This window comes from Vibrio sp. SALL6 (genome assembly GCF_002002385.1).
Classification (GTDB): domain Bacteria; phylum Pseudomonadota; class Gammaproteobacteria; order Enterobacterales; family Vibrionaceae; genus Vibrio; species Vibrio parahaemolyticus.
In genome coordinates, this window is the sequence record NZ_MQVK01000015.1 from 211,942 (window position 1) to 226,435 (window position 14,494).

Annotated in this window: 15 protein-coding genes; 5 read left to right on the forward strand and 10 right to left on the reverse strand. The window is 45.9% G+C overall.

Features of this window, described 5'->3' with window-relative positions:
• Positions 1-39: 39 nt before the first annotated feature.
• Both BIW15_RS09560 and BIW15_RS09565 read left to right on the forward strand, forming a co-directional pair.
• Positions 40-375 (forward strand): helix-turn-helix transcriptional regulator, encoded by a 336-nt coding sequence (locus BIW15_RS09560; protein WP_005462056.1) that lies wholly within the window; start codon positions 40-42, stop codon positions 373-375.
• A 65-nt stretch (positions 376-440) separates the two neighbouring features.
• Positions 441-1,205: a hypothetical protein gene (locus BIW15_RS09565; RefSeq protein ID WP_179115258.1), complete on the forward strand. Its 765-nt coding sequence runs from the start codon at positions 441-443 to the stop codon at positions 1,203-1,205.
• A gap of 76 nt (positions 1,206-1,281) precedes the next feature.
• Here BIW15_RS09565 and BIW15_RS09570 read toward each other — a convergent pair whose 3' ends face one another.
• The 7 genes from BIW15_RS09570 to BIW15_RS09605 all read right to left on the reverse strand — a co-directional run bounded on the left by BIW15_RS09570 (position 1,282) and on the right by BIW15_RS09605 (position 8,765).
• A complete protein-coding gene (locus tag BIW15_RS09570) occupies positions 1,282-2,028 on the reverse strand; it encodes a phosphatase (RefSeq protein WP_005482669.1) in 747 nt (248 codons plus the stop codon).
• 25 nt (positions 2,029-2,053) lie between these two features.
• Positions 2,054-2,788 carry a nucleoside/nucleotide kinase family protein gene (locus BIW15_RS09575; protein WP_077280907.1) on the reverse strand — a complete coding sequence of 245 codons (735 nt, stop codon included), beginning with the start codon at positions 2,786-2,788 and terminating at the stop codon, positions 2,054-2,056.
• Between the two features lie 9 nt (positions 2,789-2,797).
• Positions 2,798-3,316, reverse strand: a complete 519-nt coding sequence (locus BIW15_RS09580) for an MltR family transcriptional regulator (protein WP_005462031.1) — start codon at positions 3,314-3,316, stop codon at positions 2,798-2,800.
• Between the two features lie 59 nt (positions 3,317-3,375).
• The gene (locus tag BIW15_RS09585) at positions 3,376-4,647 is read right to left on the reverse strand and encodes a zinc-binding dehydrogenase (RefSeq protein ID WP_077280908.1); all 1,272 of its coding nucleotides are present in this window, start codon (positions 4,645-4,647) and stop codon (positions 3,376-3,378) included.
• A gap of 47 nt (positions 4,648-4,694) precedes the next feature.
• The gene (locus tag BIW15_RS09590) at positions 4,695-6,119 is read right to left on the reverse strand and encodes a PTS mannitol transporter subunit IICB (protein ID WP_005487804.1); all 1,425 of its coding nucleotides are present in this window, start codon (positions 6,117-6,119) and stop codon (positions 4,695-4,697) included.
• Between the two features lie 12 nt (positions 6,120-6,131).
• Positions 6,132-6,575: a PTS sugar transporter subunit IIA gene (locus BIW15_RS09595; RefSeq protein WP_005391226.1), complete on the reverse strand. Its 444-nt coding sequence runs from the start codon at positions 6,573-6,575 to the stop codon at positions 6,132-6,134.
• A 432-nt stretch (positions 6,576-7,007) separates the two neighbouring features.
• A complete protein-coding gene (locus BIW15_RS09605; RefSeq protein WP_005482583.1) occupies positions 7,008-8,765 on the reverse strand; it encodes an SgrR family transcriptional regulator in 1,758 nt (585 codons plus the stop codon).
• A 490-nt stretch (positions 8,766-9,255) separates the two neighbouring features.
• On the opposite strand from BIW15_RS09605, the gene BIW15_RS09610 reads away from it, so the two are divergent.
• Positions 9,256-9,597 carry a helix-turn-helix transcriptional regulator gene (locus BIW15_RS09610; RefSeq protein WP_005482591.1) on the forward strand — a complete coding sequence of 114 codons (342 nt, stop codon included), beginning with the start codon at positions 9,256-9,258 and terminating at the stop codon, positions 9,595-9,597.
• An 84-nt stretch (positions 9,598-9,681) separates the two neighbouring features.
• A complete protein-coding gene (arsB, locus tag BIW15_RS09615) occupies positions 9,682-10,737 on the forward strand; it encodes an ACR3 family arsenite efflux transporter (RefSeq protein ID WP_077280909.1) in 1,056 nt (351 codons plus the stop codon).
• Between the two features lie 42 nt (positions 10,738-10,779).
• Here arsB and BIW15_RS09620 read toward each other — a convergent pair whose 3' ends face one another.
• Positions 10,780-11,559, reverse strand: coding sequence for a helix-turn-helix transcriptional regulator (locus BIW15_RS09620; RefSeq protein WP_025442931.1), 780 nt, complete (start codon positions 11,557-11,559; stop codon positions 10,780-10,782).
• Positions 11,560-11,580: 21 nt separating this feature from the next.
• A complete protein-coding gene (locus BIW15_RS09625) occupies positions 11,581-12,114 on the reverse strand; it encodes a YbhB/YbcL family Raf kinase inhibitor-like protein (protein ID WP_025816555.1) in 534 nt (177 codons plus the stop codon).
• 188 nt (positions 12,115-12,302) lie between these two features.
• Between BIW15_RS09625 and BIW15_RS09630 the strand changes: the two genes are divergently transcribed.
• Entirely contained in the window at positions 12,303-13,094 is a 792-nt protein-coding gene (locus tag BIW15_RS09630; protein ID WP_077280911.1) for a PhzF family phenazine biosynthesis protein, read from the forward strand.
• Between the two features lie 92 nt (positions 13,095-13,186).
• On the opposite strand, the gene BIW15_RS09635 is transcribed toward BIW15_RS09630, so the two are convergent.
• Positions 13,187-14,215: a lactonase family protein gene (locus BIW15_RS09635; protein WP_077280912.1), complete on the reverse strand. Its 1,029-nt coding sequence runs from the start codon at positions 14,213-14,215 to the stop codon at positions 13,187-13,189.
• Positions 14,216-14,494: the final 279 nt, after the last annotated feature.

Consider the following 14,494-nt stretch of genomic DNA (forward strand, 5'->3'; position numbering starts at 1 on the left):
TGCGTTGATTAGGTCAAAACTGTCCTATCTGGAGAAGCCATGCACGTAGACCCTATCGTTGAAGCGCTCATAATTAGACGGAAAGAGCACGGTTTGTCGCGTGAACAAATGGCAAATATCGCGGGGATGAGCGTCAAAACTTACCAACGCATCGAGCGAGGTGAATCGGATCTCAAACTTTCGCAATACCGCTCTATTTTGCGCTCTCTAAATCTGACTGACCTCGATATCGCGCTCGATATTAGAGGGATAGAACACGTAACCGCAGAAGATTTGGTGACGGTTGCTCGGCTGCTATCACCTGAAGCACAGTCCCTACTGGTGCGCCTCTTATCTCTAGTACTTGAACAACGCTCAGATCCTAACGCTTCCTAATTGTTTCGCTCTGTTATACTTATGTTTTGAGCACCCTACTCTCCAATATCAAGGGGAGGCGTTTTATGAACTACATATCAATTTTCAGAGGGCTTGCGACCAGTGTGTTTGTCATGATACTTGGCACAACAACATTACAGGCAAAACCTCATCCGCAACATTCGGTGAAACCCATTACTCAACCGGGCAATAAGCACCACAGTCATCCTGTAAATCGTCCGGAGCGACCGATTCGGCCGCCGCATCACCATCGCCCTTCACACGACTACAGACCGCCTTACTACCATCGTCCACCCGTCGTAATAAGACCGCCGCGATACCATTCCTCTTTCATTTATGTGCGACCTGGTTATTGGTATCCACCTTATCGTGGTCGTTATTACTATTACCATAACGATCTGGTTGGCATCGCTACGTTTGCGATTTTCGCTGGAGTGACCTATGCCATTGTGCAAGACGCCTATTATCAACAGCGCGGCAGTCGTTACGTGTATGTCCAAAACCCACCAGCCGGAAATTACACGGTCATCAGTGGTAGTGATGTTTTACCTAACTCAGCGTCAACAACAACGAGCTTAAGTACTGTGACAACCTCACCCAACTCTGATTCTGCCTCTCCTAACCAAGTGAGCGCCACGACAACAGAGACAAGCAAAACGATCACTAAGAAAACCCCAAATCCTTATAAGCTTGGCGAAATTGTTGACTCACTTCCCCACACCAAGCAGACGATAGTGATAGACGGGCAAAGCTATTTCAAATACCAAGACACATGGTTTGCGCCACTTAGGGCAGATCGTAAATATGTAGTCGTTGAGTCACCTTTGTAAGTAAGCAAGTTTGTACATAACTAATACAAACCCCGCCGATTGGCGGGGTCTACTTTTGATTATTCATGCACATACATCAGTAAAACGCGTCGAACTCAGGAATGCGTGGTTTACCTCTGAGTAGTAAGAACTTCAAGAAACGACGGGTTGAAGTCGTTAGGATTTTGTCCTTCTCCACGCCATGTTTTTCCAGCAATTCGATGGCAAGATCCAGTTTTGAAATCTCTTCGCAAAAGTGCGCATCAGAGCCGGTACTGAAATACACGCCAATCTCTTTTCCTAAGGCAACAATTTGATCACAGCGCGCATCACTGCCCTTTCGGCTCTTGCCTGTGAGAGACGTATTGTTCACCTCAATCGCCACATTGTGGGATTTAGCGCAACGCAACACTTGCTCCATATCAAATGGGTAATTGGGATTACCTAAGTGCCCTAACACGTCCACTCTGCCACTTTTAATGACGTTAATTAGCGCGGCAGTGTGCTCCGCTTCGGTTGCGGGTCTAAAAACGGGCTCATGAAAGCTAGCAATTACCCAATCAAGATGTTGATCAGAGGAAAGCGGAAGATCGATCTCGCCTTTGACGTTTAAAGTGTTAGCTTCAACGCCACGGAGAATACCAACCTCATGCAAAAAGCGGGGCAAAATTCTTTGATTATTGAAGTGCCAGTAGTGAGGGGCTCCTGGCATTTCGGGAGCATGATCGGTGGTACAAAGAAGTTTTAGCCCCTTATTCTTGGCTGCCAATGCGTTCTCTAAAATGGTGCTGTAGGCATGTCCACTGGCAATAGTATGGGTGTGGCTATCAACGACGATATCCATGGTGACCTCCTAAATTGTGGACGAGTTATCGAATTTCGAACGAACCGTTTTGATTGAGAAACAGCGTGAGATCCGCTGGAATTGAGTGATTTAAAACCTTATCTACATTTACGGCATCTGAGTTCAAATAAAACTCCAATGCAGCTTCTGGCTCTGTACCACCACGAATCTTACGATTGACTAAACGCTCTTGCAGAAACTCAGGCTGTGTATTGACGAAGACGGTAAAGTCTGCCAAACGATGCAGTTCATTCCACACTGGTTCATTAAGCAGTAACCAATTCCCCTCAACGACAACCACATTCCGATTTACCAAAATGGCGTCGTCGACTGGATCATGCAAATTGCGGTCGTAGTATGGCCATTTTGTATCTTTCATTTTGAGCTGTTTGAGCTTGTCGATAAGCTCCGTCAGATTAAATGTTTGATAGGCCCCCTTAATACTGCGCAGAGGCACGAGCTCGCCATCTCGTTCAATCGTATTGTTGTCGAGGATCTCATTTGGATAATGGAAGCCATCAAACGGCAGCACTTGTAAAGGCTCTTGGCTTTCATCTTGTTCCGACAGGTATTCCCAGAATGCAGCGAGTGTCGACTTACCGCTGCCCGGAGGTGCGCACAAGAACACCACTATGCGTTCCTGCTTCTCATGATAGAGGCGAGTAAATTTTTCGATAAGAGGCTGATGGATTCGTTTTACGTCAGCATCGGGAAAGGTTGCTTCGGTTTCAAAGCCACTGACGTTTAAATTCACTTTCATGGTGAACCCTTACTGATTGATTTCCTCTTCGATTCTTTCTATCAACATTTCACACGACAGCTTGAGCACTGTTTTGATGAGAGATTCGTATCTCATCTGCGAAAAGGACTCAAACGAAGAGAACTTTAGCTGATTGATCGACTCAAGATAAAAGCAGTCTTGCTGAGAAGAGAGTACCGCTTGGTTTTTGATGAAGTCATAAATCACATCATCTGTAAACGCGATCTTTTCAGGCTGAGTAACCACATACTCCAATACCTGATCGTACAAGCCAATGTCTGCATAAGTTTGTAATGAGATTTTTCCCATCGCAAACATCAACTTGGAGACAACATCGGTCGTGACCAATGGCCCATCTTCTCTCAATAAAGGATCCACAGCATACTCCTTCACTAAGTCGTCTTGGACGAACACACTCGGAAGTAATGCTTTTAACTTGAGGTTAATTATTTTGTTAGAAACCTGAAGAAACGCAGTGGCATTTTCACACTCATCCAATTTCTCCAGTAATTCGTCTTCACGTGACAACGTCTTATGACCTCTCCATTATGTGGCAGCGCAAAGGCTACCACACATGTTCGTTGCAACTAAACCGTTAAGCTCACGTCATAAAACTCAAGTAACGCTTTTTCTGCATGCGCGTTCCACACATAGTTGTTCGCGCACAAAATCGCATCGAGTTCCGCAAAGAACGGGTCTTGGTCTGCCAGCGATAAAAAGTCATCAATCGCCGTCAATGGCAGGTCAATATGTGGGTAAATCAACTTCTTACCGCCCGGAATATCCAACTGATTCAGAATTGTATGTGGCGCAGCTTGTAAGCCACCAACATGTGTGATCATGAAAGACGGGTTGATCTTGCCTTGCGAGGAAAGCTCTATAGATTCCACCATGTCACCCTTTGAACCACCAGACGTCCCTACAATATGGGTTGATTCGTAATGCACGTTGTAGAAGTTAAACGGCACTTTGAAATTCTTATCCGTTGGGCCAGCAAAGAAGTTGAGGCAGCCATCATTGCCAAGTAGCTCATCGGCTTGTTCTAGCACTTGAGCAACCGCCGCGTAGACCATTACATCGTCATAACCATTGCCACCGTTGAGTGCTTTGAGATACGCGACCAGATCGTCTATTTGAGCGGTATTCACGTAGTGCAGTTCTACGCCCTGCTCTTTAGCTTTTGCAACCGGAATGAGGCTTTCAGCTCGGTCTAAACGCGCAGCGTCGATGTCCGTCACCACGATCAGTTTTGGCTTTACAGGGCCGTTAATCGCATAGTCAATTGCACCAATCCCCATTGGGCCAGCACACGCCAAAAGCGCTAACGCACCACCTTCTTTGATGCCCATATCGTGCTCGTACACGTATTGCGTGGTGTGGTAGCTCGCATGGTACGCACCAATAATGCAAGACATTGGCTCAGCAAGCGACGCATCAGCAAAGTAATCGCCGTGGTAAGGCAGCACGCAGCCTAGGTCGATAGCGATTTTAGGAATAATGGAATACGTCGCGTTGCCACCAAATGTCTCATAGCTGTAGCCCGCTGAGTAACCTGTTGGCAAGCCCATGGCAGGTTGCAAAACAAAGTAGTCACCAGCTTTGAATTGATCTTTTAGATTCTCACCGACTTCAACAATCACACCTGCGTATTCATGACCTGTCATCACTGGCACTTCGTCAGTGTTTTCAGGAACGCGTTTGTGTTTGCTACCTAACAATGCTGCTTTGTAAGTGGATAGACAAATGCTATTTGAAATGTTTTTAACCAGAAGTTCGTCGGCTGAAATGTTTGGTAAATCAAAGGTTCTTAATTGAACGTTTTTCTCACCACAGATAACCGCTGCCGTTGTTTGTACCATGATTTCTCTCCTAATTGGGGCGATACCTGCCGCCCCAAACTGCATTGTTAGGCTGGTTGCTCAGTCGCGACCGTTTGTTGCTTAATCTTATCCATCAGCTCGTCAAGCGCTGGGTCGTTGAGGAAGTTCTTGATCGTTACGACTGGTAAACCTGTCGCGTTGACTGCACGGCTTTCTAAGCTCTCGTGTGTCACGACGATATCGGCTTCACTCGGGACTTTCTCGATGGCAAAGTTCTTCACTTCAATATCTATCCCAGCTTGTACCAGCTTGCGTTTGAAGGTCGATGCGCCCATTGCACTAGAGCCCATACCCGCATCACATGCGAATGCGACAAATGAAATTGGCTTGCTCGGTTCTTGCGTCGTCGCAGCTGCAACTGGCTTAACTGCGCCTTCCGCTTTCATCTCTTTCATGTCAGAAACTGATTTCTCAAACTCGCTTTCTTTTTCTTCTGATTTGCTCACTTTCAAAATCGCACTTGCTACTAAGAAAGAGACAATCGTTGCACTTGTCACACCTGCGATGGTCGCGATGAAACTACCTTTCGGAGTAAGAGCAAGGTAAGAGAAGATAGAGCCTGGACTTGGACCCGCGACCAAACCGGCATCGAATAGGTTGAAGGTTGCGATGCCTGTCGCCGCACCAGCAATCATTGCCACAATCATGATTGGTTTCATGAGTACGTATGGGAAGTACAACTCATGAATACCACCAAAGAAGTGAATGATGATGGCACTTGGCGCAGAACGTTTAGACAAACCCTGACCAAACTTCGCGTAGGCCAGCAGCATACCAAGACCAGGGCCTGGGTTAGACGCCACCATAAAGAAGATGGACTTGCCTGTTTCTGCGGCCGCTTGCAGGCCTAGTGGGTAGTAAATGCCTTGGTCAATGGCATTGTTGAGGAACAGCACTTTTGCTGGTTCGTTAATGATCGCTAACAAAGGCAGGAAACCCGTTGCAACCAACGCTTCAATGCCTGATTTCACAAACAAGTTTGCTGCGGTGACTGAAGGGCCAACAATCTCGTAGGCGAACAAACACAACAACATACCGACGATACCCAACGAGAAGTTGTTGACCACCATTTCAAAACCAGAAGGTATGCGGTGTTGAATACGTTTATCCACTTGCACCACAACCCAAGCGCTCAGTGGGCCCATGATCATTGCGCCAACAAACATCGGTATGTCAGCCCCGACAATCACGCCCATCGTACCGATAGCCCCCGCTACCGCGCCGCGTTTTTCACCAACAATCTGACCACCAGTGTAACCAATCAAAAGTGGCAGCAAGTAAGTGATCATTGGCCCCACGAGTTCGCCAAAGGCTTCGTTTGGCATCCAGCCCGTAGGAATAAAGAGTGCAGTAATAAAGCCCCAAGCGATAAAGGCTCCGATATTTGGCAGCACCATGGCGGTCAAATGACCTCCGAAGGCTTGCACATTGGCTCGCATGTTTGCTTTCACGTTATGTTCCTTTTAGTATGCTTTTATTATGTCTAGCACTTGTTCTTTGGAAGAGGCCTGTGCCAGTTTTGCAATGTTCTCTTCATCCACAAACATCTCGCTCAACGCTTGAATCACCTCAATGTGGGTATCAGAGTCTTTCGCAGCTAAGGTAATAAGAATATTGGCCGGACCGAGATCCGATCCAAAATCAACAGGTGATGGGAAAATATGGATGCCTAAGCCTGTTTTTAAAACGCCAGTTTCAGGTCGGGCATGAGGCATAGCCAATCCAGGGCATAACACATAGTAAGGACCGTTTTCTTCCGTTGAACGGATGATCGCATCAGCATAGTGCTGGGAGACGTAACCTTTATTTTCTAGGTATTGAGTGGTCTTTTTAACCGCATCTTGCCATTGGTAAGCGCGATCATTAATTACATCTACTAGTTCGTGGTCGATTAACTCGTACAGCATATTTAACCCTATCAACAGTTCGTCATCTGATGGGTTAATTATCAATAACAGAGTCCCAACCGCGCAACCGAGCTACTTTTACGCTTCGAATCACACTTTAAAGCCTGTCAATTTGTTTAAATGGACAGAGCTCAAAAATCCCACACGTAAAAAATCTACAAATTTTATTTGAGCAACAAGTCAATAGACGAATTTTGAATAAAATCGCTTTCTCGACAATATTCTTAAAATTACATTATTTAAACCAGATCACATTAGACCTATTGACTCGATATAATTCGTGATTAATTTCAAAGTTCATTTCGAGCTATTTCTTGATGGCTCGCACTCAAACGTAGATAAACATCACATTTGTTGGCTAGAAGAAATAAAAACGTCACTGGCTTTCACCAAATTGCAGACACAAAAAAACCGCCATTCAGGCGGTTTTGATCAGTCCGCAGACCAAACGGATCGAATGTCTGGCCATCCCCAGTTTGTGAGTGCGACATCTTCCAAGACCCCTTGAAAACGTAGCGTCTGAGTATGGTGGAACATCGGTGCAATCCAATATTCGCTAATCAATGTGGACGCGATCGGCTCTAACGCGCTCAAGTAATCTTCAAGCGGTGAGAATGCACGGACATTTTCCATTTGAGCATCCAACCACGCCGCATTTTGCGCCCCTAAGGTGTGGTAAAGCACAGCATTGCTAAAGAAGTTGCTAAACGCAGACGCATGACGGTTATCGTCCAAGTTGATATTGGTGACAACCAGAGTCTCATCAAGCGTGCCGTTTTTGGCTTTCTCGCTCAGTTCTCGGTAGGAGTACATAACGATCTCCACTCGGCTGCCCGCACGCTCTAAACGCGAAGAAATCGCTCGCGCGCACCGGCGTAGCGCCGTGTAATTGTACCCTGCGATGGTGATCAGCTTTGGCAACTTGACCACATCTCCAAAGGGGCGCAACACTGGTTTCCAGTTTGGCAACAAGTTATAAGCAGCGACGCTACCAAAATTGATCTTTTCGCTCTTCATCACTTCGGCTAACTGCTCCGGTCGAATCAAATCACTGATGTATCGGCGCTGAGCCTGAGACAAAGCGTGCTTCGCATGATGGTTAAACAGTGCGAACAAACAACCGTCTTCCGTTCGACTGCGTTTGCTCGCTGGGGACGTTTCACTGTTCGGTGTCGACATGTAGTGACCGCACATGTCATCAACAAGGACTGGCTGTGGTTGCAGAGTATTCGCAGCGAGCGATGGGTTCTCCATCTTTTCATCGTTGACGATCCAGATCGTCACCAAATCCGTTAATACTCGACACGCGTAATAACCATCAAACGCTTGCAGTTTCAAACGGTTTTCACTGTGCTCAACGACGGAAAATGGCCCACTCCCTACCACCAACTTGTTGTTCGCAACGTTCACCTGACTTACGGGCTGAATGCCATATTTCACGCCAGAAATAAGCCCAGCAAAACCCAAGTCAGGTCGGTTAAGTGTAAACACCACTTTGAGAGGGTTTGGCGCAGTCACGTTTGCCACATGCGCGAGTTCTTTCTCGTAGTATTCTAGTGAGCTCAATTTGGCAAACAAACTCACCACCGTGTCGGCATCGATTGGGTTGCCATTATGGAAGGTAAGCCCGGGGCGAAGGTAAAACGTCCATTCGAATTTTTGCTCATCGTATCGCCAATGGTGCGCCAGCTCTGGTTTTACGCGCCCGTAATAATCACTTGATACTAAACAGCAATAAATTTGGCGTAGCAAAAAGCGCTCACTGCTTCGCTGCAATTGATGAGGAACAACACGCTCGAACATGCGTTTGTAGGTCAGCTGAATATTGAGCCGCCCCTCTTTTACCGATGCGCCCGACGTTGTTTTGAGGAGTCGCCCAAATGCGGCTTCATCTTCATCCAGAATCGACAGCGCTTTCTCGTACTTACCAAGCTTGATCCGCTCTAGTGCAAGGCTTTCTTTCAGCGCGCTGAGTTCAACGTTTAACAACAATGTTGAACGTTGGTTCCGTCCTGGTTTTGGTCGCCAACTTAACCACGCTATCTCTTGCATCTGCGCCAGCAAACTGCGCGCATGACGAGGCGAAGTAAACAACAAATCGGCGATTTCTTGCAGCGTAGTTTTTGCTTCATTACCAACACCAAAAGAGAGCAAGCGTTGGTAATAACGAAATAAGTTGAGATCAGACACCGCACGTACCTTAACTCTAGGAGGTCATTGAATAGGCATATTTTACTGAACTTGGCGGCAATAAAATAAGAAAACTTCCAAACACTTTGTTCCCCTTTTACTAGCATTTCGTCCCTATATTGTAGGGAAAACCCACCTATTTGGTCTTATCAGGAATAAAGCGAAGAAATCTACTCTCTTTTTTACCTCCCCTTTTTTCACCATACTGATTTGGCTAGCAGGAAATATAGAAAATTGCTCACAACCTAACCCCCCAAGCAGAACTTAGCTCCTGATACCACACCCCCAATTCGTCGTATCTTTAAGTTCTGCTTTTTTACTTGCTGCCATTTGACCGAATTCTTTGTTAGTCCGCCAAATATTTGCGAGACATCATCCCTTCCCATTTTTTGACGTCTCTTATCTTCAATTCTCCTTTCAACAGTTGCGCCTTAGAAAAAGCACACGTACACTTAATCGCAATTCGACGATTAACTATAAAGGTCTGCTCATGAGCAACAAATGCAACGAAACGTGCCAAATTGCTTTTGAAACCACGCAACAACAACTCGATAAAGAACAAGCACTCGCCGCTCAAGCGAAAGCGCTGTCTCATCCTGCTCGCTTACGCATTCTGCATATTCTTCACACTTTAGACACCATGGGTGGATGCTTAAACAGCGATTTAGTCTCTGAGTTAGGTTTAGCGCAATCGACTGTATCAGAACACTTACGCATTCTAAAACAGGCCGGGTTTATCAGTGCAGAACCCAACCCGCCAAAGGTTTGTTACCGTATTCAACGTGAAAAACTGAACGCGTTTAACGCTCAGTTTTCCGGTTTATTTAGCTAAGACACGTTGCGCGCTTTCCACGCGCGCAAAGATAAACTATAACTTAATACATCGCCTTTCGACGATAAACGAATAGAGACCACTATGACGACTGAAGTTTTAAATAGTGCCAGTGAAAAAATGAGCTTTCTTGACCGCTACTTAACGGTCTGGATTTTTGTCGCAATGGCCATCGGCGTGGGGATAGGCGCAGTCTACCCGCAAGTAGCAGAATGGAACGAAGCAATGTCCGTTGGTAGTACGAACGTACCGCTCGCCATTGGTTTGATTTTGATGATGTACCCACCACTCGCCAAGGTGAACTACGGTCTATTGGGCACGGTAACGAGAGATAAAAAGGCCATCACACTGTCTTTGGTTATGAACTGGATCGTCGGTCCAATCCTGATGTTCGTTCTTGCCTTAACCTTTCTTGGTGATCATCCGGGTTACATGGTTGGCATTATTTTGATTGGCCTTGCACGCTGCATCGCTATGGTTTTAGTGTGGAATGATATTGGCGGCGGCAACAAAGAATATGGCGCGGCCTTAGTGGCATTAAATAGCGCATTTCAAATTCTGACTTACAGCGTTATGGCTTGGCTCTTTATCACCGTACTTCCACCGTTCTTTGGTTACGAAGGTTTTGTGGTTGATATTTCCATGGGTGACATTGCAGAAAGCGTATTGATTTACTTAGGAATTCCTTTCCTTACTGGTTTTCTCAGTCGCAAGTGGTTAGTCGCTGCAAAGGGTGAGAAGTGGTACAACGATGTGTTTATTCCTCGAATTTCACCCATTACTTTGATCGCTTTGCTCGCCACCATCGTGCTGATGTTCAGCCTCAAAGGAGAGATGATTTTACAACTGCCAATGGATGTGTTCCGCATGGCAGTCCCACTAGCGATCTACTTCGTATTGATGTTTTTTGCCAGCTTCGTTATCGGGAAGAGAATGGGCATCCCCTACGATAAAAATGCCTCCATCGCATTTACGGCAACGGGTAACAACTTTGAGTTGGCCATTGCGGTTTCCATTGCTGTATTTGGCCTGAATTCCGACCAGGCATTCGCTGGCGTAATTGGCCCGTTGATCGAAGTTCCGGTTCTGATTGCTTTGGTTAACGTCGCACTGCGGATGAAAACCAAATACAAAAGCTAAAATGGGAAACATTGAGACCGAGCCAAATAGCAATGCTAGGTACTAACTGGCAACGGTTTTGATGTACTCGCTGGGCGTTAAACCAAACTTGCCTTTAAAGCGTTGGCTAAAACGCCCTTCCGATTGATAACCACACAACTGCGCGAGCAACGCAACGTTGTATGAACCATTTTGCATCAGGTAGAGTGCGTGATTTAAGCGCACTTCTGCCAGCACTTCCCGATACTGAGTACCCTCTTGCTTGAGTTTGCGTATCAACGTTGCTCGGCTCATAGCAAAACGCTCAGCCACCCGTTCCAAAGGATGATCATCGCCCGGAGAGCGTGACAAATAGCGACTGAGTTTTTCGCTAAATGAGGTGTTCGAGCTGGTAAAAAGTCGATGCAATAATCCCCTTTCCGCTAACTGCTGATACAACCCCAACACCCAATAACGTTGCGTCGCTTCACTCAAGCTCTCTTGCTCAAAAGAAAACAGCGCATTCAGCGTTGCTTGCAACGCTTTATCTGTCTCCACCGCGGGTACATTTTCGCCAAGCACATTGCTCATACTCAGCTCCAGCATGTCATCACTCGGTACACAGTGAAAGCTGAACATTCGAGAGAGAAAACGCCCTTGCTGAGGAAGGTTTTCAAAATTCAGCGAAGCGTTTGCTTCACAAAGCATGATATTAGGATGAAGAATATCGAACGCTTCGTCTTTCCAAAACAGACGCTTACTCCCTTTAATGATCTGGATAATACTCGGGGAATGAATCCGAACGTTACGCAACTTTTGCTGCTGCTCCGCACGAAATAACGTGACTTGATATTGGTGGCTCATCTTCTCCCCTTTCTTATTCAATTATCGTGTGTAAGTGGCGGTTAACTTCGCTTTGTCCAATGCGACACTATTCAACGTGAATCCCACAACCGCCGCTGGCGTGTTCTCATCCAAGTTCAACTTGTCACTTGGCAAGGCCCAAACGGTAAACTGGTAGCGGTGCATACCATCTTTTTCTGGAGGACATGCGCCGCCAAAACCAGTAATACCGTAATCGATACGAGACTCCTTACCGCCGAGCTTGCTAATATCAACGCCACGAGGCAATTCATTAACTGAGGCTGGAATATCAAACGCTATCCAATGCCAAAAACCACTGCCTGTTGGTGCATCAGGATCGTACGCGGTAATCGCAAAGCTTTTTGTACCCTTTGGAACGTCTTTCCACATTAATTGTGGAGACTGGTTCGCACCATCACATCCCCAACCTGAATATTCAAATGTCTTCGCCATTGGATGACCTTCTTGAATATCTTTGCTCGTTAGTTCAAAAGCATGGGCAGAGCCGATAACCAAAACGCTAAGGGCCAAAACAGAATTGTGAATCGCTTTCATGTGTTTCTTCCTTTCAGTGAGTTCAATTCAAGTCTATTCATCAAACCAAGCCAAGGCATATCAATAAGTATCACAAAATATAAAATCATCGTCTATTTTGAAACTTTAAGATTCAGGCATAAATTTCTTATTCTCTGAGTTGCATCTGGTTTATGCTAACTAATTGCTCAGAGAACAAGGAAGACAAAATGGAACTGGATATCTACGTCGTTGACGCATTTACAGACACGCAATTTAAAGGCAACTCAGCAGCAGTCGTACCCTTGCAAGAGTGGTTAGAACCAGAGCTGATGCAAAACATTGCAACAGAAAACAACCTCTCTGAAACCGCGTTTGTTAAAACGATTGGGACGAATCAATATGAAATACGCTGGTTTTCACCACTTACAGAAATCGACTTTTGTGGACACGCAACGCTCGCCGCTTCCATGGTGTTGTTCGACCAACTCGGCGTTACAGGAAGTATTGAGTTTCACACATTAAAAGTGGGCACCTTAACCGTAATTAAGAACGCACTTGGCAAGATTGAAATGACATTTCCGACAAGAGCACCACAGCCCGTCGACGCCATTCCTACGCAATTGATTGAGGGATTAAACTGCGAAGTAACACACGTACTGCTTAGCCCACAAGCTTACTTCGTCATCGTGGAAGATGAGCAAACCGTTTTCGATGTTCAATATCGATCCGACCAACTGAAACAACTCGCTCCTTACGATGTCGTCGTCACATCAAAAGGCAGTCAATACGACTTTGTATCTCGCTACTTTTGGCCAGCGAACGGCGGAGATGAAGACCCTGTCACAGGATCAATCCACGCAGGCTTAGCACCATATTGGGCGCGAGAGCTCGGCAAAGCATCTTTAGTGGCGTATCAAGCATCAGCGCGAGGTGGCGTTCTGTACTGCAAAGTCAAGGAGGATTGCGTCAATGTATCTGGTGATGGTGTGTTGTATATGAAAGGCAAAATTTACGTCTAACTGTACGTTGAAGATTGGCGTTAACTGTTTTTATCCTGAAAGCCTAGCCGCCCGCTAGGCTTTTCTATTTCCTGCTGCTTCTGCGTTATTCGTTACAAAGGTTGTTCGACAATACACACTGGAGAGCCTATCTCACAGTCATAACCCGTTGGGGTAATTTCACCGGTTTGAGGATTTCGACGAAAGCTCACCACATTGTTGGAATGTTGATTGGCAACCAACAACCACTTTTGATCATGAGACAACACAAAATCTCGTGGAAAAAACCCTTCACAGTGAATGGCTGCTCGCCTTTTCGGCGTATCGCCAGACACATCAAACACACTGATTTTGTTCTGAGCTCGGCAAGAGACATACAAAAACGTTTCATCTTGCGAAAGACGAATCGCCGCCGCCGCTTGCTGATTCTCTTCCCCTTCTAATAATTCTGTTTGATTCGAGATAAGCCATTTATCTTGGTGCTTAACCAGCACAATCATGGTTTCTGACAGTTCGCAAACCACATACGCTGTCGACTCTTGTTGGTTAAACACCACATGGCGCGGTCCCGAACCTGCGGGCAAATGAATAACTTGCGACAGTGAAAAATCCGGCGGCTGGGCATCGTGATCATAAATAAGGACGCTATCACTGCCTAAGTCTACGACAACCAATTGATGACTGTGCTTTAAAAACGTGACTTGATGAGCGTGAGGAGAAGTTTGGCGCTCTAAATTCGGCCCGCATCCATCAACGTATAAATCCGCCAATAAACCAAGCGGTTTACCATCGCGATCCAATTGAAATACGCTAACATTTCCAGAGCCATAATTAGCAACCGCCAACAACGGTTCTTTGATATCCAAATGACACGGATAATCGCCATTAATCGGCAAAGAGACGGATTCACTACCGCGAAAAAACGCAAGCTCTGCACCTTCATTTCTATCCATTTCGCTAAACGTATACAGCCCGTGTTCGGTGGTCGTGAGATAGGACGGATTACGTTGAACTACAACATCGTCAAGCCGAGTCAGTTCACCCGTTTCAGTGTTCAGCGATACACGCGCAATGCCCGTGCTCGTACTCGGTGGGTTGGTGTAAGTGCCAATATAAAAATGCACGTGACCAGTTGTTGTCATGGATGGCCTTATATGAGTGATTCGTATTATTCAACACCTTGCCTATTGTCATGGCAGACCGCAATCCATTTTACGAATCAGCCACTTAAAATGTGAAGCAATTGCTCATTTAAAACCGCAACGACATCGCCGTTTGCAGTTAAAGTGGTTTGGCGTTTTAAACAGTATGTCAGCCTTGAGCATGAAAGCCTCGACTTACGGTTACCTTCAAGTGTTATATTAAAGACGAAGAATGTATTTTATGTTCAAGATTTAAGTTTTATTAGCAAACGCTATAAT